Origin of the sequence: Hymenobacter arizonensis (assembly GCF_900115775.1) — a bacterium.
In the GTDB taxonomy this organism is placed as follows: domain Bacteria; phylum Bacteroidota; class Bacteroidia; order Cytophagales; family Hymenobacteraceae; genus Hymenobacter; species Hymenobacter arizonensis.
Genome location: NZ_FOXS01000001.1, coordinates 367,371 through 393,140, shown reverse-complemented (window position 1 = coordinate 393,140; position 25,770 = coordinate 367,371). Strand labels below are relative to the sequence as shown.

Annotated in this window: 24 protein-coding genes; 13 read left to right on the top strand and 11 right to left on the bottom strand. The window is 58.6% G+C overall.

Features of this window, described 5'->3' with window-relative positions; genetic code table 11:
- The first annotated feature begins 84 nt into the window (after positions 1-84).
- From BMZ66_RS01650 to BMZ66_RS01640, 3 genes are all read left to right on the top strand, one after another.
- Entirely contained in the window at positions 85-2,088 is a 2,004-nt protein-coding gene (locus BMZ66_RS01650) for a T9SS type B sorting domain-containing protein (protein ID WP_092668313.1), read from the top strand.
- 255 nt (positions 2,089-2,343) lie between these two features.
- Positions 2,344-2,682 (top strand): YbaB/EbfC family nucleoid-associated protein, encoded by a 339-nt coding sequence (locus tag BMZ66_RS01645; RefSeq protein WP_092668311.1) that lies wholly within the window; start codon positions 2,344-2,346, stop codon positions 2,680-2,682.
- Positions 2,672-3,736: a glycosyltransferase family 2 protein gene (locus tag BMZ66_RS01640; protein ID WP_234794940.1), complete on the top strand. Its 1,065-nt coding sequence runs from the start codon at positions 2,672-2,674 to the stop codon at positions 3,734-3,736. The genes BMZ66_RS01645 and BMZ66_RS01640 overlap by 11 nt, the downstream gene beginning before the upstream one ends.
- Here BMZ66_RS01640 and BMZ66_RS01635 read toward each other — a convergent pair.
- Together BMZ66_RS01635 and BMZ66_RS01630 are read right to left on the bottom strand one after the other, a co-directional pair.
- On the bottom strand, positions 3,726-4,076 hold the full coding sequence (locus tag BMZ66_RS01635) for a hypothetical protein (protein WP_092668309.1): 351 nt from the start codon (positions 4,074-4,076) through the stop codon (positions 3,726-3,728). The two genes, BMZ66_RS01640 and BMZ66_RS01635, sit on opposite strands and share 11 nt — an antisense overlap.
- 32 nt (positions 4,077-4,108) lie before the next feature.
- The gene (locus BMZ66_RS01630; RefSeq protein ID WP_092668307.1) at positions 4,109-4,327 is read right to left on the bottom strand and encodes a PspC domain-containing protein; all 219 of its coding nucleotides are present in this window, start codon (positions 4,325-4,327) and stop codon (positions 4,109-4,111) included.
- A 161-nt stretch (positions 4,328-4,488) separates the two neighbouring features.
- On the opposite strand from BMZ66_RS01630, the gene BMZ66_RS01625 reads away from it, so the two are divergent.
- On the top strand, positions 4,489-6,297 hold the full coding sequence (locus tag BMZ66_RS01625; protein WP_092668305.1) for a tetratricopeptide repeat protein: 1,809 nt from the start codon (positions 4,489-4,491) through the stop codon (positions 6,295-6,297).
- Positions 6,298-6,369: 72 nt separating this feature from the next.
- Positions 6,370-7,353, top strand: a complete 984-nt coding sequence (locus tag BMZ66_RS01620) for a pyruvate dehydrogenase complex E1 component subunit beta (protein ID WP_092668303.1) — start codon at positions 6,370-6,372, stop codon at positions 7,351-7,353.
- Between the two features lie 156 nt (positions 7,354-7,509).
- On the opposite strand, the gene BMZ66_RS01615 is transcribed toward BMZ66_RS01620, so the two are convergent.
- On the bottom strand, positions 7,510-8,997 hold the full coding sequence (locus BMZ66_RS01615; RefSeq protein WP_143080005.1) for a hypothetical protein: 1,488 nt from the start codon (positions 8,995-8,997) through the stop codon (positions 7,510-7,512).
- Between the two features lie 78 nt (positions 8,998-9,075).
- Between BMZ66_RS01615 and BMZ66_RS01610 the strand changes: the two genes are divergently transcribed.
- Positions 9,076-9,642 carry a DinB family protein gene (locus BMZ66_RS01610; RefSeq protein WP_092668299.1) on the top strand — a complete coding sequence of 189 codons (567 nt, stop codon included), beginning with the start codon at positions 9,076-9,078 and terminating at the stop codon, positions 9,640-9,642.
- A gap of 1 nt (position 9,643) precedes the next feature.
- Here the strand turns inward: BMZ66_RS01610 and BMZ66_RS01605 are convergent, their stop codons facing one another.
- Complete coding sequence (locus BMZ66_RS01605) at positions 9,644-10,072, bottom strand: thioesterase family protein (RefSeq protein WP_092668297.1); 429 nt, start codon at positions 10,070-10,072, stop codon at positions 9,644-9,646.
- Positions 10,073-10,161: 89 nt separating this feature from the next.
- Positions 10,162-10,896 (bottom strand): class I SAM-dependent methyltransferase, encoded by a 735-nt coding sequence (locus BMZ66_RS01600; RefSeq protein ID WP_092668295.1) that lies wholly within the window; start codon positions 10,894-10,896, stop codon positions 10,162-10,164.
- Positions 10,897-11,040: 144 nt separating this feature from the next.
- On the opposite strand from BMZ66_RS01600, the gene BMZ66_RS01595 reads away from it, so the two are divergent.
- Positions 11,041-11,214: a DUF2256 domain-containing protein gene (locus tag BMZ66_RS01595; protein ID WP_092668293.1), complete on the top strand. Its 174-nt coding sequence runs from the start codon at positions 11,041-11,043 to the stop codon at positions 11,212-11,214.
- A gap of 119 nt (positions 11,215-11,333) precedes the next feature.
- Positions 11,334-11,726 carry a hypothetical protein gene (locus BMZ66_RS01590; protein ID WP_092668291.1) on the top strand — a complete coding sequence of 131 codons (393 nt, stop codon included), beginning with the start codon at positions 11,334-11,336 and terminating at the stop codon, positions 11,724-11,726.
- Positions 11,727-12,119: 393 nt separating this feature from the next.
- Here the strand turns inward: BMZ66_RS01590 and BMZ66_RS01585 are convergent, their stop codons facing one another.
- From BMZ66_RS01585 to ffh, 3 genes are all read right to left on the bottom strand, one after another.
- The gene (locus tag BMZ66_RS01585) at positions 12,120-12,938 is read right to left on the bottom strand and encodes a molybdopterin-dependent oxidoreductase (RefSeq protein WP_092668289.1); all 819 of its coding nucleotides are present in this window, start codon (positions 12,936-12,938) and stop codon (positions 12,120-12,122) included.
- 7 nt (positions 12,939-12,945) lie between these two features.
- The gene (locus BMZ66_RS01580) at positions 12,946-13,671 is read right to left on the bottom strand and encodes a cytochrome b/b6 domain-containing protein (protein WP_092668287.1); all 726 of its coding nucleotides are present in this window, start codon (positions 13,669-13,671) and stop codon (positions 12,946-12,948) included.
- 439 nt (positions 13,672-14,110) lie between these two features.
- Complete coding sequence (ffh, locus tag BMZ66_RS01575) at positions 14,111-15,475, bottom strand: signal recognition particle protein (protein WP_092668285.1); 1,365 nt, start codon at positions 15,473-15,475, stop codon at positions 14,111-14,113.
- Positions 15,476-15,631: 156 nt separating this feature from the next.
- Between ffh and BMZ66_RS01570 the strand changes: the two genes are divergently transcribed.
- A complete protein-coding gene (locus BMZ66_RS01570; RefSeq protein ID WP_234794939.1) occupies positions 15,632-16,942 on the top strand; it encodes a glycosyltransferase family 4 protein in 1,311 nt (436 codons plus the stop codon).
- Between the two features lie 221 nt (positions 16,943-17,163).
- Here the strand turns inward: BMZ66_RS01570 and BMZ66_RS01565 are convergent, their stop codons facing one another.
- A complete protein-coding gene (locus BMZ66_RS01565) occupies positions 17,164-18,105 on the bottom strand; it encodes a hypothetical protein (protein ID WP_092668281.1) in 942 nt (313 codons plus the stop codon).
- Positions 18,105-19,580, bottom strand: coding sequence for an MBOAT family O-acyltransferase (locus BMZ66_RS01560; protein ID WP_092668278.1), 1,476 nt, complete (start codon positions 19,578-19,580; stop codon positions 18,105-18,107). The genes BMZ66_RS01565 and BMZ66_RS01560 overlap by 1 nt, the downstream gene beginning before the upstream one ends.
- Positions 19,581-19,761: 181 nt before the next feature.
- Here BMZ66_RS01560 and pseB point away from each other — a divergent pair, with 181 nt between their 5' ends.
- Complete coding sequence (gene pseB, locus BMZ66_RS01555; RefSeq protein WP_092668276.1) at positions 19,762-20,781, top strand: UDP-N-acetylglucosamine 4,6-dehydratase (inverting); 1,020 nt, start codon at positions 19,762-19,764, stop codon at positions 20,779-20,781.
- A 3-nt stretch (positions 20,782-20,784) separates the two neighbouring features.
- On the opposite strand, the gene BMZ66_RS01550 is transcribed toward pseB, so the two are convergent.
- Positions 20,785-22,767 (bottom strand): T9SS type B sorting domain-containing protein, encoded by a 1,983-nt coding sequence (locus BMZ66_RS01550; RefSeq protein ID WP_092668274.1) that lies wholly within the window; start codon positions 22,765-22,767, stop codon positions 20,785-20,787.
- A 111-nt stretch (positions 22,768-22,878) separates the two neighbouring features.
- On the opposite strand from BMZ66_RS01550, the gene pseC reads away from it, so the two are divergent.
- From pseC to BMZ66_RS01535, 3 genes are read left to right on the top strand one after another with little or no spacing between them, the layout of a single operon-like run.
- Positions 22,879-24,072: a UDP-4-amino-4,6-dideoxy-N-acetyl-beta-L-altrosamine transaminase gene (gene pseC / locus BMZ66_RS01545; RefSeq protein WP_092668272.1), complete on the top strand. Its 1,194-nt coding sequence runs from the start codon at positions 22,879-22,881 to the stop codon at positions 24,070-24,072.
- Positions 24,062-24,979, top strand: a complete 918-nt coding sequence (locus tag BMZ66_RS01540; protein WP_092668270.1) for an aldo/keto reductase — start codon at positions 24,062-24,064, stop codon at positions 24,977-24,979. Before pseC ends, BMZ66_RS01540 begins: the two co-directional genes overlap by 11 nt.
- Positions 24,961-25,767, top strand: a complete 807-nt coding sequence (locus BMZ66_RS01535) for an SDR family oxidoreductase (RefSeq protein ID WP_214606938.1) — start codon at positions 24,961-24,963, stop codon at positions 25,765-25,767. Before BMZ66_RS01540 ends, BMZ66_RS01535 begins: the two co-directional genes overlap by 19 nt.
- The last annotated feature ends 3 nt before the right edge of the window (positions 25,768-25,770 follow it).

Sequence of the window (25,770 nt, the reverse complement as noted above, 5' to 3'; positions counted from 1 at the left end):
AGCCCGCAGGCATCAAAACACTGACCCAGATTTTACGCTTTTTTGGACGCGATAGCGCCCTTGTCAGCGTTAGGAGTGCTGCTTATGAAGTTGATTAACTGCTGCTTTTCATTACTGGTGCTAGCCCTGTGGCTAGGCCTCGGCACCGCACAGGCCCAAACTACGTGCGCTGACCCCAATCCACCGGCCTGCACGTTTACGGCCATCGACGTGGCTACTGGCCAACCGGTTGAAGCATTTTGCGTGGGTCGCCGCGTGCGCTTTGAGCAGTGTGCGGGCCGCAACATTCCCAACTCACTCCTTTTCTACGGGGTGCTTCCGGGCACTGGCACCACGTTCCTGCCCTCGTGCAGTCCCCCCAACCCATTCAACTACGAGTACACACCTACAGCTGCAGATGTGGGCATGGTCACGGTGTCAGAGCTGGCGAATGCGCAAGGGACCGGGGGCCCACCTTCCACGTATTACGTTCGCACTTTTCGAGTATTTAACCCTGCCCCTCCAGCTTTCTCAGTAGCCCCCTGCCCCAGTGCCTCCGCGCTGGTTACCGTTACGGATGCGGCTTACGACAGCTACACCGTGCAAGTAGGCGGTGGCCCGGTTCAAAGCATCGTTCGCAACCAGCCTACGGTAGTGAATGTGCCCGCTGGCGCCACGGCCGTCACAGTGACGGGGCGCTATGCAGCCACCAGTGTGTGCAATGGTTCGGCCACGCAACCCATTGCCCCGCTTGCGCCGGCTCAGGTGCCGGCCCTCACCCGCCTCACGCTGCAAGCGCCCCTGCCCGGCGGTGCCGCCACCCTGGACATTGGCCAGCTGCCCGCTGGCTACAACTACACCCTGCAGCGGGCCGATGCCAACCTGCCGGGCGGCTACCGCACCGTGGCCAGCATTCCCGCTGGCAGCACCAGCTTCAGCCTTCCCGCCGCGGTGGCGGGCTGCTACCGGCTGCGCCGCACCGACCCTTGCCGCCGCGACTCCGCCTTTTCGCCGCTCGCCTGCACCCTGAGTTTGACGGGCGCTTCTGCCCAAAACCGCAACCAGCTTTTGCTGAACGATGCCGCCGGTGGCAGCACATACAGCGTAACCCGCAACGGAGTGCCACTAGCGGGCTTCACCACCATTAATGGCGGCCTGGAAGACGCCAACGTGGAATGCGGCACCACCTACACCTACCGCGTAACCGCCTCCCAGCCCGGAGGAGCCGTGTCGGTTTCCAATCCGGTTTCCATTACCACGCAATCGGCCCTGCCACCCGCGCAGCCACGGTTGATTGCCAGCTTTAATCTACGCAACGCGGTGGAGCTGACCCCGCTGCTGGCCAATGGCCCAACCCTGACTACGGGCAGCACCCTGCGCTACCGCCGCACGGCCAGCGGTGGCAATGCCGAAGATTTTCGGACGGCAACCAGCACCCGACCGCAGCGTGATTCCATCAGCATTGCCGAGCTTCTGGCGCAGCGCCCCTGCTACTCGGTGCGCCTGGCCGACGTGTGCGGCAACGTTTCGCCTGAGAGTTCGGCAGCCTGCCCAGCCCTGCTCACGGCCAGCGCCGCCGATCCCAGCGGCGCCACCGCGGCCCTCGCCTGGACGCCCTTCACCGGCCCCGACCCCAGCTCCCCGGCCACCTACGTGCTCCAGCGGCTCGGCCCCGATGGCTCGGTGCTGAGCACCGTTTCCGTGAGTGGCAGCAGCTACACCGACGCCACCCCGCCCACCGATTTTCAAACCCTTCGCTACCGCCTCCAGATTAGTGGCGCCGGCCTGCCCGCGGGCGTTTTCAGCTACTCCAACTTGGCCACCGTGACGCGGCAGCTCTTTGTAAACATTCCCACGGCCTTCACGCCCAACGGCGACGGGCTGAACGACGTACTGGAGGTGAAGGGCCGCTACCTGCAGAAATACACCTTTGTAGTAGTGGACCGCAATGGACAGGAAGTATTTCGGGGCACGGAACGCAGTACTAGTTGGGACGGCACCATCAAAGGGCGCCCCCCCGTGCTTGGGGCCTACGTGTGGCGGTTTCAGCAAGCCAGCGAAGACGGCAAGCCGTTTATCGCTACGGGCGCAGTTACAATCTTAAAATAAATGAGCAGCACCGCTGGAACTACGAGGAGTTTGGCGAAACACAAGTGTCTTTGACCTCCGGCCTTATGCAAGGTTGAACGGCGTGAACCGATGCGGGCGCAGCTCAGGATTCCAAGAAAAGAAGCCTGAAAACACCTTCCGTCTAATCAAGTCTAGCTTCATTTCTCATTTATCAGCCGGTTTAAGCACTTTCCGCCCGTTCTCTTGTTCATAGCACACTGACTACCTATAAATAACAACCGACACCTGACTATTATGGCATTCGACCTAACCGGTATGATGGGCAAAGTGAAAGAGCTGCAAGACAAAATGCAGCAAGCCCAGCAAGAAATTCAGCACATTACCGCTACTGGCGAAGCGGGCGGCGGCCTGGTGCGCGCCACGGCCAACGGCCACCGCAAAATCCTCAAGCTTGAAATCGACGAAACCTTGCTCACGCCCCAAGACCGCGACATGCTGGCCGACCTGGTAGTGGCCGCCGTGAATAAGGCCCTGGACGAAGCCGCCGAGCTGGCCCGCCAGGAACTGCAGCGCAAAACCAGTGGCCTGATGCCCAACGTGCCGGGCCTCGACCTGAGTGGTTTTGGAGCCTAGCGCTAGCAAAGTCGGTGCTTGCGCCGACGTCGCCATTGTCATTCTGAACTGGAACGGGGCCAATTTCCTGCGCCGTTTTCTGCCCGGCGTGCTCACCCACGCCGATGGCGCCCGCGTAATTGTGGCCGACAACGCTTCCACTGATGACTCGGTTGAGCTGATGGCCCGCGACTTTCCCTTAGTAGAGCTGCTGCTGCTCGACCGCAACCTGGGGTTTTGCGAGGGCTACAACCAAGCGCTGGCGCAGATAGATAGTGCCTTTTACGTCCTGCTCAATTCCGATGTAGAGGTGACCCTGGGCTGGCTGCGCCCCTTACGCGGCTTGCTGGAAGCCAGCCCCCGCATCGCGGCCGTGCAGCCCAAAATCCTCGCCCACGCCGACCCCACCTACTTCGAGTATGCTGGCGCGGGCGGCGGCTACCTCGACCGGCTGGCCTACCCCTTCTGCCGCGGGCGTCTCTTCGACACGCTGGAAAAAGACCAGGGCCAATACGATGACTCCCGCCCCGTGGCCTGGGCCAGCGGCGCCTGCCTGCTCGTGCGCCGTTCGGCCTGGCAGGCTTTGGGTGGTTTGGAGCCAGCATTTTTTGCGCACATGGAGGAAATCGACCTCTGCTGGCGCTTCTGGAACGCCGGCCACGAGGTGTGGTACCACGGCGGCAGTGCAGTCAACCACGTGGGCGGAGGTACTTTGCCGAAAACCAGCCCCCGCAAAACCTACCTCAATTTCCGCAACGGCTTGGCCCTGCTTTACAAAAACGCCGCCCCCAGCGAATTATTCAGCGCCATGCTGCAGCGTCTGCTGCTCGACGGCGTGGCCGGGCTGAAGTTTCTGGCAGCCGGGCAGTTTCGTAATTTCCTGGCGGTTATTCGGGCCCACTTTAGCTTTTATGGCAAGCTGAGCTACTGGCGCAAGCAGCGCCAGGCGGCCAAGCCCCGCTTGCGGGTTAGCGAGCGGCCGGGCGTATACAATGGCAGTGTGGTGTGGGCTTATTTTGCCAAGGGCAAGCGCAAGTTTAGCGAGTTGCGCTTGCTGAGAACAGTTATGCCTTAAGCGATAGGCGAATGATACCGAGTATTCTTTTGTCGCTTAGCGCGTGCAGATAGTGAGGCAACAGCACCAGTTGATAATTGATATGGCTCCAGTCGCTGAGCAAGACCAAGCACAGAGGCGCTCCCACCAAGAAAGGCAACAGTACAAACGCAACCAGTGCTTTTAGACCAAACCTCGAAATAAAATTCAGGTAAGAAGCCAGCTCCAGGTGCGCCGGGAAGGTGCCCATTATTCGGTCGAATGCTGCCGGTACGCGCTGGATGTAGAGGTAGCGGAAGGCAAGCATCACCACGGTGTGGATGACCAAGGCCGCCGCTGCAGTAACGACAGGATTGTTCATGGCAAGGTTGGGCTAATGGTGAAGCAAGCTGTCTACAAATCCCACACAGTGCTGCGCTGCTGGCGCATAGCCCGGCGCACGTTCATCCAAAAGGCCCCGGCGAAGTAGAGCACCACAGGCGAGCCGAACGTAAAAAAGGAGGCGTACACGAACGAAAGGCGCACGCTGCGTGTGCTAAACCCCCACTTCTGCGCCAGGGCCGAGCACAAACCAAAAGACTGCGTTTCCAGGTAGTCGGTGAAGCGTTTCATGGGCGGTAGCGGCTAGGAAAAACAGATTGTCTGGGCTAAGATAAGGCTTTGAGTAAGCTACGGCAAGCGTGGCAACGTAATTTTGCTGCCCCAAGTCCGACTAATTCAGGGACTTTTACGTTTGTAGGGATGGTTTTCGTTTTCCTGCGTTACGCTTTTTGATGATTAATTTTTTGCGGCCACTGGCCAACGGGCTCCTCGTAGCCACCTTGTCTCTGACGGCTTGTACCCTGCCGCGCGTCTTGAAACAGGCCGAAACCGGGCGCACCGTAGTGGCCCGGCCCACTCCACTCATGGCCTCGGGCGAGTCGGTCCCGTTTGAAGTTACCGCCAAAGTCCCCGCCAAACACCTGCGCAAGGGGGTAGCTTACGAGGTGCTCCTAAGCTACCGTTATGAGCACGGCCTGCGCGAAGACACCGTCGGACGGCTCACCTTCGTGCTGGGCAACTACGTGTATGACGATGAGAAAAAAGGCTTCCTGGTAGCCACCCAAAAGTTTAGCCTGCCCAACACCCCCGGGCGCAACCCCGGCGAGCTGCTGGCCCACCCCCAAGTGCGCGAATTGAAAAAGAACGGCCGCGTCCTCCGCGGCCCCGCCGACGTGTACGTGGCCCGCGGCATTGCTGACCCGGGCCGTCTCGTCACCCGCGAAGACACCGTGTTGAACCTGCTGCCCGAGCGCGCCAACAACAACATGAGCGGCACCCGCGTGCTGCCCTTTTACTTTGATGAAGGTCAATGGTTTATTCGGGGGTATTTGGGCACCAATGTATCCGCCCTTGAAGACCTGATTGATGCCAACCAGCAAACCAAGCAGGTGCTCATCGTGGCCGGCCACTCACCGGACTCCGTCGATGCCCACAACCGGGCCCTGGCCAGCAAGCGGGTGCGCATGCTGCTCTACTACTACAAGCAGCGCGTCAAAAACTTCTCGTACCTAAACAAGGTCCAGAACATTCGTTTTGATACACTGGCGTACACACGTCGCTGGGACACCTTCTTGAGCAAAGTCACCTCGTCGGCGCTCAAGGCCGAGCAAATTGACTCGATTGTGTCCATTATCAACGATTCCAAAGGCACGTTTGAGCAAAAAGAAAAGGCCTTGCACGGGCTGTCGTCATACGACTACATCGAGCAGTACATCTACCCCGTGCTGCGTTTCGGCACCGTGGCCGTGACCTATACCGCTCCCAAGCGCTACGATTCGGAAGTTTACCTGCTGTCGAAAAAGATAGTTGACAAGCAAATTGAAACCGATGCCCTCACGGCTGAGGAACTGCGCTACTCGGCCACCCTCACGCCGCTGCTGGCCGAAAAGCAGCGCATCTACGAAGTAGCCGCGGCCAACACCAACAGCTGGGAAGCCTTCCACAACCTGGGAGTGGTGCTGCTGCAGCGCGCCGAAAAGGAACCAACCGATAAGATTCGCAAGGCCTACTACCACCGCGCGGCCGTCAACTTCACCCTGGCCGCTCACCGCAACCCCACTGCCGAATTCTTCTACCACGCGGGCACTGCTTACCACCGCGCCGGCGACCGCCTCGAAGCGCTGCAGAACTACGACTACGCCATCAAGCTGGGTGGGCCCCGCCCCCTGCTGCGCAAGGTTTTCTCGGACCGTGCCGCTTTGGAAATTGAAATTGGCCAGCCCGATGAGGCCCTGCGCAGCCTGGAATACGCCGGCCCCTCCTACCAAAACGCCCTAAACAAAGGCCTGATTTTGATAGGCCGCGAAGGCTACGAATCGGCGCTGGCGCAGTATCAGCTGGCCCAAACGCTGCGCCCCACGGCGGCCGCGCCCCTCTACGGCATGGCGGTGGTGGCAGCTCGCCAGAAAGACGAAGCCACAGCCGGGGCTCTCCTCAAGCAGGCCGTAGCCCTCGACCGCAGCTACGCGCAGCGCGCCGTGGAAGACCTCGAATTTCAAGATTATGCCCAAGGCAAGGTATTTCGGGAGGCTTTGCGGTAATCGTTGCCCATCCGCCCGGCTCATCGTAGCTTTGCCCAACGGCTTAAAACCGCTGTTTACCTAAAGAATATCATGCGTCAAATTCAATTTCGTGAGGCCTTGCGCGAGGCCCTGTCCGAGGAAATGCGCCGCGACCCGCGGGTGTTCCTGATGGGCGAAGAGGTGGCCGAATACAACGGCGCCTACAAAGTGAGCCAAGGCATGCTCGACGAATTCGGTCCGGAGCGAGTGATTGACACCCCTATTGCTGAGCTCGGCTTCGCTGGCATCGGCGTGGGGGCGGCGGCCAACGGGCTGATTCCAATCATCGAATTCATGACCTTCAACTTCTCGTTGGTGGCCATCGACCAGGTGATTAACTCAGCGGCCAAAATCTACTCCATGTCGGGCGGTCAGTATTCCTGCCCCATTGTGTTCCGCGGCCCTACCGGCAACGCCGGCATGCTTTCGAGCCAGCACTCGCAGAACTTTGAAAACTGGTACGCCAACTGCCCTGGCCTGAAAGTAGTGGTTCCCAGCAACCCCTACGACGCCAAAGGCCTGTTGAAATCCGCCATCCGCGACCCCGACCCCGTAATTTTCATGGAGTCCGAGCTTATGTACGGCGACAAAGGCGAAGTGCCCGAAGAAGAATACCTGCTCGAAATCGGCAAGGCCAACGTGGTGCGCCAAGGCAAGCACGTGACCCTGGTGAGCTTCGGCAAAATGATGAAAATTGCCTACACTGCCGCCGATGAGCTGGCCAAGGAAGGCATCGAAGCCGAAGTAATTGACCTGCGCTCGGTGCGCCCCATCGATTATGACACGCTGGTGGAATCGGTGAAGAAAACCAACCGCATGGTGGTTATCGAAGAAGCCTGGCCCCTGGCCAGCATCTCAAGCGAGCTTGCCTACATCGTGCAGCGCCGCGCCTTCGATTTCCTCGATGCGCCCGTTATCCGCATCACCTGCGCCGACGTACCCCTGCCCTACGCCCCCACGCTCATCGAAGCCTCGCTGCCCAACGTGGCCCGCGTGGTGAAAGCTGTAAAGGAAGTGACCTACGCGAAAGCTTAAGCTTTCTTTTCGTTGAAAGCAAAGCCCCATCAGCAACTGCTGATGGGGCTTTGCTTTTTTAAATGAGTGTTGCTTGTTACACGTGAATGTTCCCAGATTTTTGGGTAGGCAGACTTTGGATAAATGCCTAATTGACCGATTTAATTAGGTAAGGGGTCACCCTTCCACCACAGGTAAGTTTGTTATCTGTGTTAATGAAAAAAGCTTTCGGGGCCCGTTTTCCAAGCAACCCTGAGTGTACGCCGACATCATAAAACAGGCCGATACAAACACGATATAAAGCGCTGCCCAGCTTACACGCCGGATACTTGAAGAGGCATGCCAGGCTCGGATGGGATGAGCACCGAAAGCTACGGCCGCGCACAGAAGCATGTGTAAGGGAACAAAAAACCGACATTCAACAGCAACTGGCAACGCAGCTAGGCATGGCATGATAAGCGCAGCTAGTGCTAAGTAAACCCTTGCATGTGGTCGAACGCGCTTCGCGCTGGCGATAAGCATACCAACACCGCCTAACCAAACGCTATAGTTGAGCCAGGCCAAGGGCCAACTAGGAATGTACACCTCCTTTATGTACGGAGTGGGGTATTGCAAATCCATGCCATTAAATAGGTGGCGCAGCCAAACCCCCAGAATGGCGACTGGCTGATTTGCTGCCAGTTCAAGGTAGCTTAAGGTATTTTTAAGCTGCAACCCTCCTGTTGAACGCAAAAGGGAATTTCCAATTGGGTCCACGAAGTTCATATCAACAGTTGGATAGTCTGCACCAATATTCGTTTCGTACTTCTGGTACTGAAGTCCCCAACTCAACTGCTTCAAATACAACCCTTCCCCATTAGGTGAGCTACGGGCCAACACGAAAGGTGTGCTTGAGTTGAAATGGGTTTGATTAATGTAAGATTGAGGCGCGAGAACTAGGACCAGGCCGGCTAGTAGTGCTACCCACTGAAACCATCTTTTGGGGTTGTCAGTCAGCGAATGCTTACTCGACTGGGGTGGACAAGCCATAAAACTCAACACTGCCGCAAAAGGGAGGGCAGCAACAAATACGGGCCTCATGTTCATCGCTGCGCCTAAAGCAATTCCAGCCAGCAACGAGGCAAGAATGCCTTTTTGATTTAGCAAGACCCACAGTGCTAAGCATAAAGCAAACAGAGCTGGAAAGTCACTTAAGGAGAAATTAAAATAGTCTCGCCAAAACGCGAACCCCAATGCTCCAAACAACAGACGCCGGACTAGTGGCACCACTGGCCCTTTTGGCCCATTAATTGCCTGTGCCAGAGCCGGTGCCAAAGCGCCAAAAAACAAAGCAGCAATTAAAACCCCCAAAGGCCGCATCAACTCAATGGGGGAAAGACCAATATGAGGCCCAGCAATTGCAAATGGGGCAAGCAATAGAGGAAAAAGATACCCACGCATGCTGTTTGAAAACGACGTAAACTCAAATGCTCCCGTTTTGCCGTATTGTCTCCCTAACTCCCAATAAGTATTGGCATCATAATGCAGAGCGGTATATCCTGATTGGGGTAAGTAGCAAGCATATAATGCCGCTAAGAGAATAACTGCTACCCGTGCAGGGTTTGCTTGTGCTAAAAGCCAAGCGCTTGCTACTACTGGCTTGATAAAGGAAGGGATAACTCCCATAACACATTTTGAATCAAGTGGCCATAATGTTGCCCTACCTTTTCAACAAAGCTACTTCGCCTTTCTACTCCCACCCGCATGAACCACCGCCTCCACCTCAAATACGAACAGCTCGAACGTGCCACAGAACGCCTCTTGGCCTCGGCTGAAGCCCTTGGGCCGGACAGTGCCAAGGCGCCCGCCCCGGGGCATTGGTCGGCAGCACAAGTAGTTCATCACTTGTTGTTTATTGAAGGCAACATCATTCAGTACATTCAGAAAAAGCTGCAAGCGGAGGAGATGTTGCCCAAAGTCGGACTCCTTACCCGCTTGCGGGCGCGCTTTGTTCGGCTGTTGCTGCGCCTGCCCGGCCTCAAGTACAAGGCCCCGCGCGGCGTGGCCACCCTCACCGATACCGGGGAAGTAGGCACTTTGCCCGAGCTACGCCAAACCTGGGAAGCGTCGCGCCGCCAGCTTGAGCGCCTGCTCAACGAATTTCCGGGCCGGCAACTCAACCGCGCCATCTTCCCTCACCCGCGCTCGGGGCGGATTACCATTTGCCAGGTAATGGACTTTTTACTCGACCACCTGCTTCATCATCAGCAACAAATGGGCCGCATTACCAAGGCGTTGCGGGGCACGGCGCCCGTGCTGGTGAAAAGCTGAGTTAGCGGGCAGCGGGCTCGTAAGCGGGCATGTTGCTGAACTCGGCGGCCAGTTCGGCAGGTGGGGTGGTCAGCTTGCGGCGGTCGAGGTCAATCCAGGCGCCATCGACCGTGACGGTAGCCGCCACCCGGCCATCGGCTTTGTAGATGGTATGCACTATGGTCCACCGCGAGCCATCGGCGCTGGCCGAAGCCAGACGCCCATCGACACGAATCTCCTCGCCGATGCCTATCTCCTTTAGGTACTTGGTTTCTTCGCGAAATAGAATGGGCCCCAGGCGAAGCTCGGCGAAACGGGCCACACCAAAGCCCCAACGGGCCAGCATTACCACGCGGTGGTCGGCAGCGTAGTCGGCATAAGCCGAGTGCCGCATGTGGCCGTTGGGGTCCATGTCGGCCCAGCGAGTACGGTAGGTTACAGAGTCAACCATTGTGTGCTTATCTCTTTAATCAAGTAAGAACGGGCAGGATGAGCGTCAGCTTTTTTGCTGCGCTGCGATGCTCGTTCAGTGTTTGTAAACTATGAGGCGATGGGCGTGAGGCGAACCAGGTACTGCTCGTCGTCGTCTTCGCCCAGAAAATCGGCGGTGTAGCCGGCGGCTTCGGCGGCGTCGTTCAGGAGGGCCGCATCAACGAATAGCCAGGGGAACGAGGCGCCGGTGTTGCCGTTGTAGCTCAGCGAATACTCTACCTCGCCGTAGTAAGGGCCGTTGAGGTTGAGCATCAGCGCGCCGTCCTCATCCTCGTAGAGGTAGCGGACGTCGGAAGACGTGGCCAGAATCTGGCCCCCTGGGGCCAGGAGCGTGCGAGCATGCACGAGGAACTTGTCGAGTCCGGCGAGGGAGCCAGTCAGGCCCAGGCCATTCATGAGGAGCACAATGGTGTCGTAAGGCCGCTCATTGGCGGGCAGCGGGGCAAACAAATCGTGCCGGGCCACGGTGCGTACGCCGCGCTCAGTCATGACCTGCACGGCACCTGCCGATACGTCCACGGCTTTTACATCGAAGCCCCGGCTTTGCAGCTCCAGGCTGTGGCAGCCGGCACCAGCCCCAAGGTCGAGCACCCGGCCCCGGCATTCGTCGAGGGCCAGCCGCTCAAGTTCGGGCATTTGCAGCAGGGTGCGAAAGAAGTAGGCGGCCGGCAAGGGCTCGTCGTCGGCCACGTTGCAATGCACAGTGAGGGCGGCTTCGGCTTGACCGTGGTGGTAGGCCAGCAAGGCCTGGCCCAGAATGTCAGGGGCAGTGGTGGTGGTCATGAATAAAGGAAATCAAAATGGGCCGGCTCGTTGGGAAGGTGAGCCTGTGTTCTCACCCCCTAAACTGTTTCGGCCCCGAAAAGTACCCAAAACTTCGTGGCGAGGCTCCGGGTTAGTACGGCAGGGCCAGAATTCATTTCCTTTATGCTACCGGATAAATTGCGCAAAGGCCAGCTACCCACCAAAATCTGCGTCACTTGCGGCCGTCCCTTTGAGTACCGCAAAAAATGGCGCGCCAACTGGGATGAGGTGAAATACTGCGGCGAGCGTTGCCAGCGCAACCGTCCGGCCGCAGGCTTACCCACGCACCAGCCATAAGGAGACCCGCCGAAACGCGCTTACTTTTCGCCGCAGGTATCTTTTCCTAAGCAGAACCCGTTCTGGAAGCAGAAGGGCAGTTCCCCCCTTCTATATTACGCCCGCACCCCTCCATCATCATGGCTTCAAATCTCGACTACCTGGACCCCGCCCTCCTTCCGCTGCAAGACAAAGTGAATGCTTATTTGGAGTCGGAAAAGGCATTGCAGCGGGCCATTGCGGCGCTCAAAAGCGCGCCCTTGCACCAGCAAGAAAAGGACGCAGCCGCAGCCGAATTTGTGCAGCGCCCACCCACCGGCAGTTACGACCAAGAAGCCGACGAGCTTCAGCAAAAGATTGAAAACCTGCACACTGAGCAAAGCCAGCTTGAGCAGGAAATTATTGCCATGCTGCCTACCCGCGACGAATGGCTCAAAGTGAACCTCGGCTACGGCCCCAGCCGGGTGGGGGCCTGGCATGTGCCAGCTGCTCAAGGCCAATCTGAGCGCTATGAGCTGCGAATAGTGCATTAAGGTGCGGGCTGGTGGCTGATAACGAGTTACAGCCTTTGCTTGATGGGTAGCCAATAGCCGTACGTAAGTCCCCCTTTGCAGTGAAGCTTTTTGAAAAGCCGACCATAGGTCATGCTAAGCGCGCTTGAAGCATCTCGCGTGGAGCAGTAATCTTAAAGGTCTGTCATGCTGAGCCTGCGAAGCATCTTATCACGCCTCAACGATTCGTTCTGCAGAGATAAGATGCTTCCTTCGTCAGTATGACAGACGTAAGGCGGACGAAGCGAGCGAGATGCTTCGGCTGCGCTCTGCATGACTGTTCAGGCATTTCCCAACTTGCTAAGCAGCTTCAGCGCTTACAAGAACTTGTGCCTTCTGTTTGGTGCAACCTGCGTTAAGAAGAGCAGCCGCTTTTTAGTGTCCGGAATCCCAGTCGTACCCCTGCTCAGCCCAATAGTCTTTAGGTCGGGTATCGGCGAAGGCAATGGTGCCGATGCGCTTGAGATGCTTGGTGCCGTACTTGAGCGGTGTGACGAGGCGTAGCGGCGCACCATGGGCGGCGGTGAGGGGCTGGCCGTTCATTTCGTAGCAGAGCAGCGTTTGCGGGTGCAGGGCGCTGGGCATATCCAGGCCCACGTAGTAGGCATCGTCGGGGGTACTCATGCCGACGTAGGCGGCGAGTTCGACAGTGGTACCTGGGCGCGAGGCCAGCGGGTGGCGCGCCAGAAAATCAGACAGGCGCGCTCCTGACCAGTTCACCACTGTGCTCCACCCTTCGATGCACTTAAGCTCAGTGGTCATCACCACTTTGGGCAAGGCCTTGATATCGGCCAGCGTAAATTCCTGAGTGGCGCCGGTGCCAAAGTCTTGCACCCGCAAACGCCAAGCTTCGGGGTCAAGCTCTTGCTTCATGCCTATTTTTCCATTGACCCGGGGGGTGCGGGCGCGACTCCGGGCAAACTCGGGCGCCAGTCGGGTTTCCTTGAAATAAGCGCCTGACAGGCGACCATTGGCGTCGAGTACCTTGCGGAGCGGCTGGGCAATGCCGGAATCTTTGGGCTGGGAAATCAGCCAGTTCCAGCCGCCCAAGCCCGCCAGCCCTGCCAGCCCCAAGCCAATGAAGGACCTCCGGGAGCGGCGCCGGGCTTCGGCCAGCACCTCTCCCTCGCTTTGAAGCGGTTCACGCGGGGAGTCGGGCGCAGTTGGGTTGGATGATTCGTGGTTCGTGGCCATGCAGAAATTACTTAGTGGAAATAGCGGCATCGGCCGCTGGCAGCGACGCTGACTCGGTTGCCGCTTTTCCGGAAACAGGGTTTACTTCCCGCATTTCAAAACCGGCCACCATGGACCGAAAATTGTTCCACCCGGCCCGCACCACCTGCGCCACGTGAACAATGAAGAATAAAACGTAGCCAATGGTGAGCACAAAATGGATGACGCGGGCGGCCTCGTAGCCACCGTGCAGGGCCACCAGCCAGCTAAACTGCACAGGTTTGTAGATGGCTAGGCCTGACAGCAGCGAGCCCGCACCCATGAGCACCACGCTGGTGTAAGCAATCTGTTGGGCGCCGTTGTATTTGCGTGCGGGGAGCGCGCCTTTGCGCAAGCCCAGGTCGTGTAGCACCACCTGCACTGCTTCCCGGAAGGAGTGGCGGTTGGGCAGCAGGTAGCGCCACTCACCTGAAAAAAGGGTGTAGAGCACGTAGAGCAGGCCATTGAGGAAAAACACCCACATCAACACAAAGTGCCAAGCCATGCCTTGCGCCAGTTTGTGGTTGACGTGGAAGGCCTGATAAAACGACTTCGGGAAAAATTTAAAAAGGGTGGTGTCGCCCCAACCCAGGCGGTACACGTCATTGGCCCAATAAATCCAAATTCCGCTCCAAATCATCAGGCTAAGGACCGGGAAGTTAACCCAGTGAAACCAGCGAATGGCCAGCGGATGCTTTTCAATGATTTGCTTCATAAACAGCAGGGCAGCGGATAGTCGGGGCAAGGTAGCCCGCACTCGCGCAGGCAAACCCAAACCGGGGTATTGCTTAACCGCATTGGGAATGCAACAGTTGCCGAACCCCTGCCGACACAAAAAAAGAGGCAACCCAAAGGGATGCCTCTTTCCATACCAAAACACCTTAAAAAACTATTCTTTCACGACTAGAGCAACAACAATTGCTCCAAAAGATTCCATGAGACTGAATAATTTTCGGCGTGTTCGGCTAAGGTTGAATTCATTGAATGAGACCAGGAAATGCGTCGAACTGCTCCCTCATGAAGTCCAAATGCAAGCCCGCTTGAAAAACGGCAGTGAGGAGATAATAAATCGAGTCGAATACAAAAAGGCCCAGGCATTGCTGCCTGGGCCTTTTACTGGGTGAACGAAGCGACGGCTTGGTTCTGATTTGCGCCTAGCGCATCATGCCGCCGGGGCCGCCTTTCATGCCACCCATCATTTTTTGCATCTGGGCCATGCCGCCTTTGGTCTGGCTCATCTTGTTCATGGTGCGCATCATTTTGCGCATGTCGTCGAACTGCTTCATCAGGGCGTTTACCTGCTGAATGTCGGTGCCGGAGCCTTTGGCCAAGCGGCGCTTGCGTGAGCTGTTGAGGATGTCGGGGTTGGCCCGCTCCTGCTTGGTCATGCTCTTGATGATGGCCTCGACGGGCTTGAAGGCATCGTCGTCAATTTCGACGTCCTTCATGGCCTTGCTCATGCCCGGAATCATGCCCATCAAGTCCTTGATGTTGCCCATCTTCTTGATTTGCTCCAGCTGCGAGAGGAAGTCATCGAAGTTGAACTGATTCTTCCGGATTTTAGCGTTGATACGCTTGGCTTCGTCCTCGTCGAACTGCATTTGCGCCCGCTCTACCAGCGAAATAACGTCGCCCATGCCCAGAATACGCTGGGCCATGCGGTCGGGGTAGAACAGGTCCAGCGCGTCCATCTTCTCGCCCGTCGAGATGAACTTGATGGGCTTTTCCACCACGGCCCGGATGCTGAGGGCAGCACCACCGCGCGAGTCACCGTCGAGCTTGGTGAGCACCACACCGTCGAAATTCAGGCGCTGGTTGAAGGTTTTGGCGGTGTTCACGGCGTCCTGGCCGGTCATGGAGTCCACCACAAACAGCGTCTCGCTGGGGTTGATGGCCAACTTCACGGCCTCAATCTCGCGCATCATCTGCTCGTCGACGGCCAGGCGGCCGGCGGTGTCGATGATGACTACTTTTTTGTTGTTCTTCTTGGCGTACTCAATGGCGTTGCGCGAGATGTCAACGGGGTTTTTGTTCTCGACTTCCGCGTACACTTCCACGCCGATTTGCTCGCCCAGCACCTTGAGCTGGTCGATGGCCGCCGGACGGTACACGTCGCAGGCCACCAGCAGCACGGTGCGGTTCTGCTTCTTAACGTAGCTGGCTAGCTTGCCGGCAAAGGTGGTTTTGCCCGAGCCCTGCAGACCCGAGAGCAGTATCACCGCGGGGTCGCCTTTGATGACGATGTCCTTCTTTTCGCCGCCCATCAGCTCGGTCAACTCGTCATAGACGATTTTGACCATCAACTGGCCCGGCGACACGGCCGTGAGCACATCGCGGCCCATGGCGGCATCCTTAATCTTGTCGGTTACTTCCTTGGCAACCTTGTAGTTAACGTCGGCATCGACCAGCGCGCGGCGGATTTCCTTGATGGTGGCCGCGACGTTGATTTCGGAGATGCTGCCCTGGCCTTTGAGGGTTTTAATGGCCCGGTCGAGCTTAGTGGAGAGACTATCGAACATGTATCACGGATTTAAATAGATTGAGCGGATTCCACGGATTAGGCAGCAGTTGAGTTGCGTCAAATCAGGTGGTTCCGGAACCCCAAAAGTAACCATAAAAGGGCGAAAACCGGCAAACTATGTACCTTCGCGCCCTGCTAGTTGTCTCCTGCTCACGTGCCCCCTACTCGCCCACTGCGCCTGCTCGTTATCACTTACTATTGGCCACCGTCGGGCGGGGCTGGGGTGCAGCGGTGCCTCAAGTTTGTAAAGCACTTGGGCAACTTCGGCGTAGAGCCAACCGTGATAACCGTGGACCCCGCCCAGGCCACCTACCCGGTGCGCGACCAAAGCCTGGAAGCCGAAGTACCCGCCGGCGTTCGCGTGATTCGCACCGCCACCTCCGAGCCCTTCGAGTCTTATAAGAAGCTAACGGGCCGGGCTGTCCCCTACGGCGGGTTTGCCAACGAAGGCAAGCCTGGCACCATGCAGAAGGCCATGCGCTTCGTGCGCGGCAACTTGTTTATCCCGGACCCCCGCCGCGGCTGGAACCGCCACGCTTTGGCTGCCGTGGAAAAGCTGCTGGCCGCAGGCGAACAGTTTGATGCCGTACTCACGTCGTCGCCGCCGCATTCCACCCAGCTAATCGGCTTGGCCCTGAAGAAGCGCCACGGCCTGCGCTGGCTCGCCGACATGCGCGACCCCTGGACGGACATTTACTACTATAAGGACCTGCACCATACCCCAATGGCCGCCTGGCTCGATGCGCGCTACGAACGGCGGGTACTAACCCAGGCCGATGCCGTGCTGGTGACCTCGCCCGAAACCAAGCGCTTGTTTCTGGCGAAGCTGCCAGACTTGCCTTCGGCGAAATTCCATGTGCTGCCTAATGGCTACGACGAGTCGGACTTCCAGCTTCCCTCCCAGCCCCCCACCGACTGTCTGCGCATCACGCACACCGGCACCATCACGGAACTCTACCACATCAACCGCTTGCTGGAAGCTTTGGCTGCCTGTGCCGCTCGCCACCCCGATGTGCCCCTGCGCCTGCGCTTCGTGGGCCAGGTCTCGGCCGAACTGCGCAATCAGATTGAGCGCGCTGGCCTGCTGCCGGCAACCGAATTCTTAGATTTTGTGCCGCACGATGAGTCGGTTGAGCACCTGTTGCAGGCGACTGCACTGCTGATGGCCATTCCTGATGTGCCCCGCAACTTCGGCATCCTGCCAGGCAAAGTGTTTGAATATTTAGCCGCTAACAAGCCCATACTGTGCGTCGGTCCCACCGGCTCGGATGCCGACAACCTGCTGCAGGAATGCGCGGCTGGCCATGCGCTGCCTTACGAAGACTACGCGCTGATGCTGGAGACGCTGGAAGGCATGTTTGTACAGTGGCGAGAAGATTCCAACCTCGACCTGCCAGCAATCAGCCACAAACGCTATGCCCGCCGAGCCTTAACGGGCAAACTCGCTGACATTATAAAGCCTTAATAAGAGGTTGTTTAAGTTAATTTTGATGGCTCTGATGGCGCGGGGTTGTGCCCCGCACCGCTTACTGGCGGGCCTCTAGCCCGCGCAAGTTGGGGGGGTGTCAGGCGGTCTTATTCAACGACCGCAGGCCAGAGGCCTGGTAATAGTCCGTCACGGGGCACCGCCCCGCGCCATCGTAATTAACTTAAACAGCCTTTAAGAAACTCTGGGTCAAAGCCAACTTATAGTGCGCTTCGCTTGCTTAAGAAGGACAACAGGTCGCTAGCAAGCTCCGTGCTGAAGGCCTCGCTCGCTGCTCGTTGCAGGTGGTTGCCATCGGTAGTAGCGTAGGGCCGGGCGCTATAGTCGAAGTAAGGAACGGCGTGGTTTGCGGCGGTCTTTCGCATGAGTTGGTCGAAACCCGGTTGATATGTTTGCTCGAGTTGCAACAGCCCCGGCCCTACCGGCAGGCGCACCAGGCAAACCTGGCCGTGCTGCTTCAGCAGCTCTATGGTTTGGACAAGCGCCTGCATTCGCCCCGCTGAAAAATGCTGGCGGGAGGCAAGCAGGCGGTAATCCTGCAGCTTGCGGGCGGTGCGGGCTCGCACCTGCGCGCTGTCGATGCCGATGTTTACTTCCAGCCAGCCGTCGGGGTGCAGGCGCTCGGTGGCGGTGGCGTAGTCGAGCAGCAGGCGGTAGAGCGGCTTGGTTTGGTAGCGCGTGAGGTAGGGCAGATTGGGATTCTGGCTGACCTGGTCGAGCTGGCCGATGAATGAATTATCCTCGGGAAAACTGCCTTCCGGACCGGTGAGCGACAAAGACCAGGGGTCGACAGCCACGATGAAAAGCCCGTTTTTGACTTCAGGCCGCAGCTTGCGCTTAATGCTGCGCAAGTAGGCCGGGCCATAAGGCGAGTGTGTTAGGGTGAAAGAATAATTGAGCAGCGGCCCATCGAACCGCCCAACCAGCGCCTTCTCCAATATATCCGGCCGAATTCCTTGCGCTGCCCGCGAGGTTCCCACTATCAGCGACCCAGCCGCGGGACTGGTAAAGCGCCCGTAAAACGCATCTACATGCCCGCCCAGCACCACCGGACCCAAGGCCACCAAGCCCAGCACCGCCGCGCCGGCCAGCAGGCCCAGGCGCAATACCAACCGAAACACCGCTGCTCCCCGGGAACGCATCAAAATTGAAAATAGATGAAGCTGGTGCTATTGAAAATGCCCAGATACAGAATCAGCAGCGCCAGGCCCACATAGCCCGACCACCGGAGGGCCGCCGGCCGCGTGGCCAGCCAGCTTTGCGGACTGGGCTGCCGGCCCAGCACATATTCTATGAGCAGCATGAAGCCCGTTGCAAAAGTCGCCATGAGGAGCTCGGGGCGGTAGTGCTGGGAAAACTCCAGCAACAGCGTCGATACCCGACGGCCCGTCAGATTACCCCAGCCACTGAAAAGGTGCTGGCTAATGTACACGGCATCGCCCAGAGTGTTGGCCCGGAAAAATATCCAGGCATAAGCCACGAGCACAAAGGTGATAAGCACGCCCGTGGCGTGGCGCAATCCCGGGTGGGCAGTCAGCCCCGTGCGTTGGGCCAAGCTCTCGCTCCAGGGCCGCGCCCATGTACTAATTACCAAGTAGAAGCCGTGCAGGGCACCCCAGACCACAAACGTCCAGTTGGCGCCGTGCCACAGGCCGCTGATGAGGAACACGGCCAGCAGGTTGGCATAGGCCCGGGCGGCCCCTACACGGCTGCCCCCCAACGGGATATACACATAATCACGAAACCAGCTCGACAACGAAATGTGCCAGCGCCGCCAGAACTCGGGCACCGAGGCCGACAGATACGGCTGCCGGAAGTTGAGGTTGAAATCGAAGCCCAGCACCCGGGCAGCGCCCCGCGCCATGTCGGTGTAGCCCGAAAAATCGCCGTAAATCTGAAACGTAAAGGCCAGGGTGGCCAGCACCAGCAAGGGGCCATCGGGGTGTTCCCGGGGGTTGTTGAAGATGGGGTTCACGAACAGGGCCAGGCGGTCAGCCACCACCACTTTCTTAAACAGTCCCCAGGCCATGAGGCGCAGGCCGCTCACAATGCGTGCATAATCAAACTCGTGCGTGCGCCAGAACTGCGGCAGCATGTGCCCGCCGCGCTCGATGGGCCCGGCCACCAGTTGCGGGAAAAATGCCACGAATAAGGCAAACCGTCCAAGGTTGCGCTCGGCTTCCAGTTTCCCCTGGTAGACATCAATGATATAGCCCACCGACTGAAACGTGTAGAACGACACCCCTACCGGCAGCAGCAGCTCCAAAGTGGGGCCGGCAAACTGGGACAGAGCCAACGCGCTGGCCAGTTGCCCGGCGGCATCGCGAAAGAAGTTGAAGTACTTGAAAATAAACAGCGTGCCCAGGTTGCTAATCAGGCTGAGGTACAGGTAGGGCTTGCGGGCCTGCTTGGTAGGCAACTGGCTCATGCGGTAGCCGCTGTAGTAATCGACGAGCGTGGTGCCGAGCAGCAGCAGCGCGTAGGCCGCCCGCCAGCTCATGTAGAAGTAGTAGCTGGCCAGCAGCAGCAGGGGCCCACGCCAGCGCGGCGGTAGGCTGTAATACAGCCCAACGACTACTGGAAAAAAGACCAGAAAATGAAGAGAATTAAATAGCATTCGCAACACGGAAGCAGCTCCGGTGGCCAAAGGTCGGGAATAGTAGCGGCACGCAGGCTAGGCTGCGCGGAGCAGCAAGCAATATTGCAGGGCAGCCGGCCCCACCCAGCCGAAGCAGCACATCACTGCCCTAAGCCTGCCTGAACTACTTTTGTGGTCCTATTTCGGCTTCCCTTTTTTCATGGCTCTCGACCTCAACCACAAATCCATCCTTGTCACGGGCGGCACCGGCTCGTTCGGCAAGCAGTTCGTTCGCACCGTTTTTGCCAAGTTTCCGCAGGTGAAACGCCTTGTGGTGTTTTCGCGCGACGAGCTAAAGCAGTACGAAATGAGCCAGGAGTTTAGCCCGGCCAAGTACCCGGCCATCCGCTATTTCATTGGCGATGTGCGCGATGGCGAACGCCTGCACCGCGCCTGCGAAGGTATCGACATTGTGATTCACGCGGCCGCTCTCAAGCAGGTGCCCGCCGCCGAGTACAACCCCATGGAGTGCATCAAGACCAACATCTTTGGTGCCGAAAACGTCATCAACGCGGCCCTCGACTGCGGTGTGAAGGAAGTGGTGGCCCTGAGCACCGACAAAGCCGCGGCCCCCATCAACCTCTACGGCGCCACCAAGCTGTGCTCGGATAAGCTTTTTGTGGCCGCTAACAACATGAAGGGCGCGCGCGACCTGCGCTTTTCGGTGGTGCGCTACGGCAACGTAATCGGCTCGCGCGGTTCGGTGGTGCCGTTTTTCCTGCAGCAACGCAGCACGGGCATCCTGCCCATCACCCACCCCGAGATGACGCGCTTCAACATCTCGTTGGAGGAAGGTGTGGATTTGGTGCTGTACGCGCTGGAAAACTCCTGGGGCGGCGAAATTTTCGTGCCCAAAATTCCGAGCTACAAAATTACAGAAGTGGCCCGTGCTATCGGGCCCGAGTGCGAGCAGCGCATTGTGGGCATCCGCCCTGGCGAGAAGCTGCACGAAGCCATGATTACCGAAACCGACGCCCTGAGCACCGTCGAGTTGGACCGCTACTACGTCATTCTGCCCTCAATGCCCACCTGGGACGTGGACAAGTTTATCGAAAATTTCAATGGCAAGCGGGTGCCGCTGGGTTTCCAGTACGACTCGGCCAACAACGAGGAGTGGCTCGACGCCGAGCAGATTCGGGAGGAAATTCGGCTGCATGTGGATGCGGACTTTGCGGTTTAGCCGCTAGCGTTTCACTTCCAGCCAGCCCTTGATTTTCTGACCGGAAGCAGTTTTGGTGAGCAAGTAATAATAGACACCTGCGGGCTGACCGCCAGCCTTCCAGTCATTGGCATATGCATCGGCCTCGTAGATGCCCTGCCCCCAGCGGTTATACACCTGCAGGCGCCACTGTGGTGCCTGCAGGCCCCGCAGCACGAAGACCTCGTTCAGGCCGTCGGCGTTTGGGGTAATGATATTGGGCAGGTCCGGACAATCCTTGGTTCGGATTTTAATGGTTGCAGTCGCGGAGCAGCCCAATGGGTTGGTGACGGTTACTTGATAGAGGCCGCTACCCGCTGCTGTAAATGAGTTATTAGTACTGCCGTCCTGCCACCGGTAGGTACTCCCCATGGGCTGCTCGCTCGCACTAAGCAGACGGGTGCTGCTTTCGCAAAGGATGGTGTCGCCCAGCAGGACAACTTGGGGCACCGGTAACACACGCACCGATTGGGTGGTGGTGAATTGTTGTCCGTCGGTGGCGGTTACGCGCAGCGTGACGGTGTAAGTACCGCTTTGGTCGTAGCGGTGAGCCGGAGCTTGCCCGGCGGCGGTGTTCAGGGGCCCGGAGGCAGCATCGCCAAAATTCCAACTGTAAGCTGCTGCGGTTAAAAACGGGCTTAACGAAGACACAAAGTTGACTGTTTCGCCTGCGCAGATAGTGCCAGCGGCAATACTGCCGGCTCCCGTAACCACAACCGGCGGCAAATTAAGGTCGTTGGTAGTTCGTGGCAGGAAATGGGAAGCCTCACGCATGCTGCCCAGGAAAATGGCCGAATCCTGGTATTGCGACGCCAGGCCACGCGCATTGGGTGTATTGATGCGCCCAAGGTAATTCTGGCCGTTGGCCGCATATATTTTGCCATCGGGCCCCAGTTGCAGATTCGATGTGCTGATAGCGGCGTTTTGCAACCGGCCGCAAACCATTCGCGACGCGCCAATGGCCGCTGGTGAGCCCGCCAACAAATCGTACTGCCAAATTTCGCGGCTCTGAATAGTGTCGAGGTACAGCTTCGAGCCGTCGGGGGAAAACGCCAAGCCCGCTACCCCCAAAAATGAGAATTGGGCTCTTTGGGTCTTCGGAACGAAATTTTCGACAATCAATGTGGGATTGGAGACCCTGCCCGTTTGCGGGTCGAAATCAGTCAGCTCGGTAACCAAATACTTGGTCAGGAACACCTGCTGATTGATAATGCTGCGCGAATGCTCAACTTCGCTCAGTACCAGCTTCCTGCCATTCGGCGCGGCCCGTATCGAAGCCGCCGAAACGCCCGACACCCCGCCGTGCACCCGTTCCCGTGGCACCAGACTCAGAACGGGAATTGTATCGAGTCCCGCGGGCCCTAGCAGGTAGCTGAGGTACCGCCTTTGGGAATTTTGGAGCACCAGCCATTGGTCGCGTCCGTTGGCGTGGCGCACCAACGCAAAGTCGCTGTTGCTGTACGCTTGCAACTGTCCCGAAGGGAGATTTGGAATGCCGGGCAGCCTCACGCTGATGCTTTTTTCAACCACGCGCCCCAGGCCGGCATTGGCGCTCATGTCCACTACCGAGTAGCTGAAAGCGGGGTAAAAAAGGCCTCCGCGAACATTTATGGAGTGGAACAGATAATACCGACTCGCATGGCCGGGCTGCCGGACGGACAGCATTCCATTCACATTGGTGAAATTGCGGCCCGCAATGCTGTCCCCGTTAGGCAGCGCTGCTCCCTGCCGATTTAAGACACTGTAGTTGTCGGAGGCAAAAACAAAACGCCCGGCGCTATCCGACATGGACACCGAACCAGGGCCCAATATTCCACTATCGGTCAGGGGGCTTACTCCCCCATTAAATGTTATGCCGGCGCGGTTGCCGAAGTACCAATTGTAATACTCCCGTTGGGCCCAGCAAGGCCCCGCAAATAGGCAAAGACCAACCAGAACAAAAGCATAACGCAACAAGGCAGAAGGCATAAAGAAGAGGGTAAATTAACTATGTTAATGGAAGTATGCTGCAAGAAACGTACGCATCAGCCATTACAATACATCGGCATTAGCATCGGCAAGGTTTATCTTCGCGAACCGATGCAAAAACCCACCTTTTATCCCACCCGCCCCCTGCCCTACGGCCGCCAGCACATCACCGACGCCGATGTAGCGGCCGTGACCGCCGCACTGCAAAGCGACTACCTCACCCAGGGGCCCACGGTGGACGAGTTCGAGAAGCAGTTTGCTGCTTATGTAGGTGCCACCTATGCCGTGGCCGTGAGCAACGGCACGGCGGCCCTGCACCTGTGTACGCTGGCGCTGGACGTGCAGCCCGGCCAGCGCGTCATTACCACGCCGCTCACCTTTGCGGCTTCGGCCAACTGCGTTCGCTACTGCGGCGGCGAGGTGCATTTTGCCGATATTAACCCAACCACGGGCCTGATTGATTTGCTGAAGGTGCGCCAGTTGCTGGAAGCACATCCCAAAGGCCATTTTACCGGCCTGATTCCGGTGGATTTTGCCGGGCTGGCCGTTGACCTAGAAGCAGCCCGCCAGCTGGCCGATGAGTTTGGCCTTTGGATAATTGAGGATTCGTGCCACGCCCCGGGTGGCTTTTTCCTCGACTCCAAGGGCCAGGAGCAGCGTTGCGGCAACGGCAACTTCGCCGACCTGGCCATATTCAGCTTTCACCCCGTGAAGCACATTGCCACCGGTGAGGGCGGCATGATTACGACCAACGACGAGCAGCTGTTCCACCACCTGCTGCGCCTGCGCACCCACGGCATCACGCGCGACCCCGCCGACCTGCAGCGCGAGCCCGACGGCGGCTGGTACATGGAAATGCAGGAACTGGGCTACAACTACCGGATGCCCGACCTCAACTGTGCCCTTGGCCTGAGTCAGCTCACCCGCGCCGATGCAGGCCTGGCTCGCCGCCGCGAACTAGCTGCCCAATACGATGCGGCTTTCGCTCAGGTGCCGGGCGTTGGGGTGCTGGCCCCCGGCCGCCCCGGCCATGCTTACCACCTCTACGTTATCGAAATAGCCGACCGCAAAGGGCTCTACGACTTTCTGAAAACCCGGCAGATTTTTACGCAGGTGCACTACATTCCGGTACACCGCATGCCGTACTACGAAGGCCTGGGCTGGCGAGCTGGCGACTTCCCATTGGTCGAAAAATATTACGCTCACTGCCTCAGTATTCCGCTGTTCCCCACCCTCACCGATGAGGAGCAGGACTACGTAGTGGCGTGCATTACGGAGTTTGTAAGTGCGTCGCATGCCATCTGATTTTGCCCGGCCGAGCGCGGCCGACTTCATTGGCCGCCTGGCTCTGGGCACGGCGCAGTTCGGCCTTGCTTACGGCATCAACAACACGGCTGGCCGGCCCGATGAAGTGACGGTAGCGGCCATTTTGCAGCACGCGCATGCGGCGGGCATCAACCTGCTGGATACAGCCGCAGCCTATGGCGACAGTGAAAGCCGACTAGGCTCCTGGCTAGGCGCGCCTGGCCGCGAGCCGGCTGCGTTTCAGGTGGTAACTAAGCTTATGGCGGGCCCGGCCGTCCAGGTCCGGCAGCAGCTGCAGGAATCCCAGGAGCGTTTTGGCCAGACTCACCTATACGGCGTGCTTTTTCATCAGTTTGCAGCGTTTCGTCAGCACCCGGATGCCTGGCTGGCTCTGCAGGAGGCACGCGCGGCGGGCACGGTGCAGCGCATCGGCTTGTCGCTTTACCATCCGGAGGAAGCCGAATGGCTACTGGCCGAGTTGCCCGATGTGGACTTGGTGCAAGTGCCCTTCAATGTTCTCGACCAACGCTTCAGGCCACTGCTGCCTGAGCTGCAACGGCGCGGCGTGGAAGTGCATGTGCGCTCAGCTTTCCTGCAAGGTTTGCTGCTGCGCGAACCGGCCACGCTGCCCCCGTTTTTTGCCACGCTCACTGATAAAATAACCCGGCTGCACGCGATGGCTGCCGAAGCGGGCGTGCCGACGGCGAGCTTGCTCCTGCTGTTTGCCGCATTTGCGCCCGGAGTGAGCCGGGTGGTAATTGGGGTCGACACGCCCGCCAATCTGCGCGATAACCTGGCCGCCGCCTCGCATGTGGGGCAGGCCGAAGCGCTGCGTTCGGAGTTACTATTGCTGGCCGAAAAGACCACCGACTACATTCTTCCTTACACATGGCCGCCCCGCTCCTAGCCCCCTACTCCAGCTTATTCGACCTAAGCAATCGGTTGATTTTGGTTACGGGCGGCTACGGGCACCTGGGCAGGGCCATTGTTAGCGGCTTGCTGAGCCACGGAGCCACCGTGGTGGTGCTGGGGCGCAACAAAAGTCAATTCAAAGAAACTTTCGCGGCGCTTTTGGCTACAGCACCCGTGCATTTTCAGCTGTGTGATGTATCCTCTACGCCGTCGGTGCGCGAGGCGCTGGCCACCTGCCGGCAGCAATACGGCTTGCCGCAGGTGCTCATCAACAACGCCGTGTACAGCGAAGGCCAGCAACCCGATGCCCTGACCGACGAGCAATTCGCCCGTGGCCTCGACGGCTCGACGGGCAGCGTCTATCGCTGCCTGCGCGAAGTGCTGCCCTACCTCCGCGAAAACGGCGGCGGCAAAATCATCAATGTGGCCTCCATGTACGGGATGGTGGCACCCGACTTTGCGGCCTACGACCAGCACCCACAGTTTCTGAACCCGCCGCACTACGGCGCGGCCAAGGCGGCCGTTATTCAGCTCACCAAATACTTTGCTTCCTACTTGGGGCCCGAAAATATTCAGGTCAACTGCGTGTCGCCGGGCGCTTTCCCGAGCGAGCGGGTGCAGAAGGAAGGCGGATTCGTAGCCGAGCTGGAACGCCGCAGCCCACTGGGCCGCATCGGCCGGCCCGAAGACTTGGCTGGAGCCTTTGTGTACCTGAGCGCTGCCGCGTCCGATTTCGTCACGGGTCACAACCTGGTGGTGGACGGTGGCTGGACCATCCGCTAAGCA

What these genes read in the sequence shown, in the direction of transcription:
- BMZ66_RS01650 (WP_092668313.1), top strand. Translation starts at nt 85, where the DNA reads ATGAAGTTGATTAACTGCTGCTTTTCATTACTGGTGCTAGCCCTGTGG.
- BMZ66_RS01645 (WP_092668311.1), top strand. Translation starts at nt 2,344, where the DNA reads ATGGCATTCGACCTAACCGGTATGATGGGCAAAGTGAAAGAGCTGCAA.
- BMZ66_RS01635 (WP_092668309.1), bottom strand. Translation starts at nt 4,076, where the DNA reads ATGAACAATCCTGTCGTTACTGCAGCGGCGGCCTTGGTCATCCACACC.
- BMZ66_RS01630 (WP_092668307.1), bottom strand. Translation starts at nt 4,327, where the DNA reads ATGAAACGCTTCACCGACTACCTGGAAACGCAGTCTTTTGGTTTGTGC.
- BMZ66_RS01625 (WP_092668305.1), top strand. Translation starts at nt 4,489, where the DNA reads ATGATTAATTTTTTGCGGCCACTGGCCAACGGGCTCCTCGTAGCCACC.
- BMZ66_RS01620 (WP_092668303.1), top strand. Translation starts at nt 6,370, where the DNA reads ATGCGTCAAATTCAATTTCGTGAGGCCTTGCGCGAGGCCCTGTCCGAG.
- BMZ66_RS01615 (WP_143080005.1), bottom strand. Translation starts at nt 8,997, where the DNA reads ATGGGAGTTATCCCTTCCTTTATCAAGCCAGTAGTAGCAAGCGCTTGG.
- BMZ66_RS01610 (WP_092668299.1), top strand. Translation starts at nt 9,076, where the DNA reads ATGAACCACCGCCTCCACCTCAAATACGAACAGCTCGAACGTGCCACA.
- BMZ66_RS01605 (WP_092668297.1), bottom strand. Translation starts at nt 10,072, where the DNA reads ATGGTTGACTCTGTAACCTACCGTACTCGCTGGGCCGACATGGACCCC.
- BMZ66_RS01600 (WP_092668295.1), bottom strand. Translation starts at nt 10,896, where the DNA reads ATGACCACCACCACTGCCCCTGACATTCTGGGCCAGGCCTTGCTGGCC.
- BMZ66_RS01595 (WP_092668293.1), top strand. Translation starts at nt 11,041, where the DNA reads ATGCTACCGGATAAATTGCGCAAAGGCCAGCTACCCACCAAAATCTGC.
- BMZ66_RS01590 (WP_092668291.1), top strand. Translation starts at nt 11,334, where the DNA reads ATGGCTTCAAATCTCGACTACCTGGACCCCGCCCTCCTTCCGCTGCAA.
- BMZ66_RS01585 (WP_092668289.1), bottom strand. Translation starts at nt 12,938, where the DNA reads ATGGCCACGAACCACGAATCATCCAACCCAACTGCGCCCGACTCCCCG.
- BMZ66_RS01580 (WP_092668287.1), bottom strand. Translation starts at nt 13,671, where the DNA reads ATGAAGCAAATCATTGAAAAGCATCCGCTGGCCATTCGCTGGTTTCAC.
- ffh (WP_092668285.1), bottom strand. Translation starts at nt 15,475, where the DNA reads ATGTTCGATAGTCTCTCCACTAAGCTCGACCGGGCCATTAAAACCCTC.
- BMZ66_RS01565 (WP_092668281.1), bottom strand. Translation starts at nt 18,105, where the DNA reads ATGCGTTCCCGGGGAGCAGCGGTGTTTCGGTTGGTATTGCGCCTGGGC.
- BMZ66_RS01560 (WP_092668278.1), bottom strand. Translation starts at nt 19,580, where the DNA reads ATGCTATTTAATTCTCTTCATTTTCTGGTCTTTTTTCCAGTAGTCGTT.
- pseB (WP_092668276.1), top strand. Translation starts at nt 19,762, where the DNA reads ATGGCTCTCGACCTCAACCACAAATCCATCCTTGTCACGGGCGGCACC.
- BMZ66_RS01550 (WP_092668274.1), bottom strand. Translation starts at nt 22,767, where the DNA reads ATGCCTTCTGCCTTGTTGCGTTATGCTTTTGTTCTGGTTGGTCTTTGC.
- pseC (WP_092668272.1), top strand. Translation starts at nt 22,879, where the DNA reads ATGCAAAAACCCACCTTTTATCCCACCCGCCCCCTGCCCTACGGCCGC.
- BMZ66_RS01540 (WP_092668270.1), top strand. Translation starts at nt 24,062, where the DNA reads ATGCCATCTGATTTTGCCCGGCCGAGCGCGGCCGACTTCATTGGCCGC.
- BMZ66_RS01535 (WP_214606938.1), top strand. Translation starts at nt 24,961, where the DNA reads ATGGCCGCCCCGCTCCTAGCCCCCTACTCCAGCTTATTCGACCTAAGC.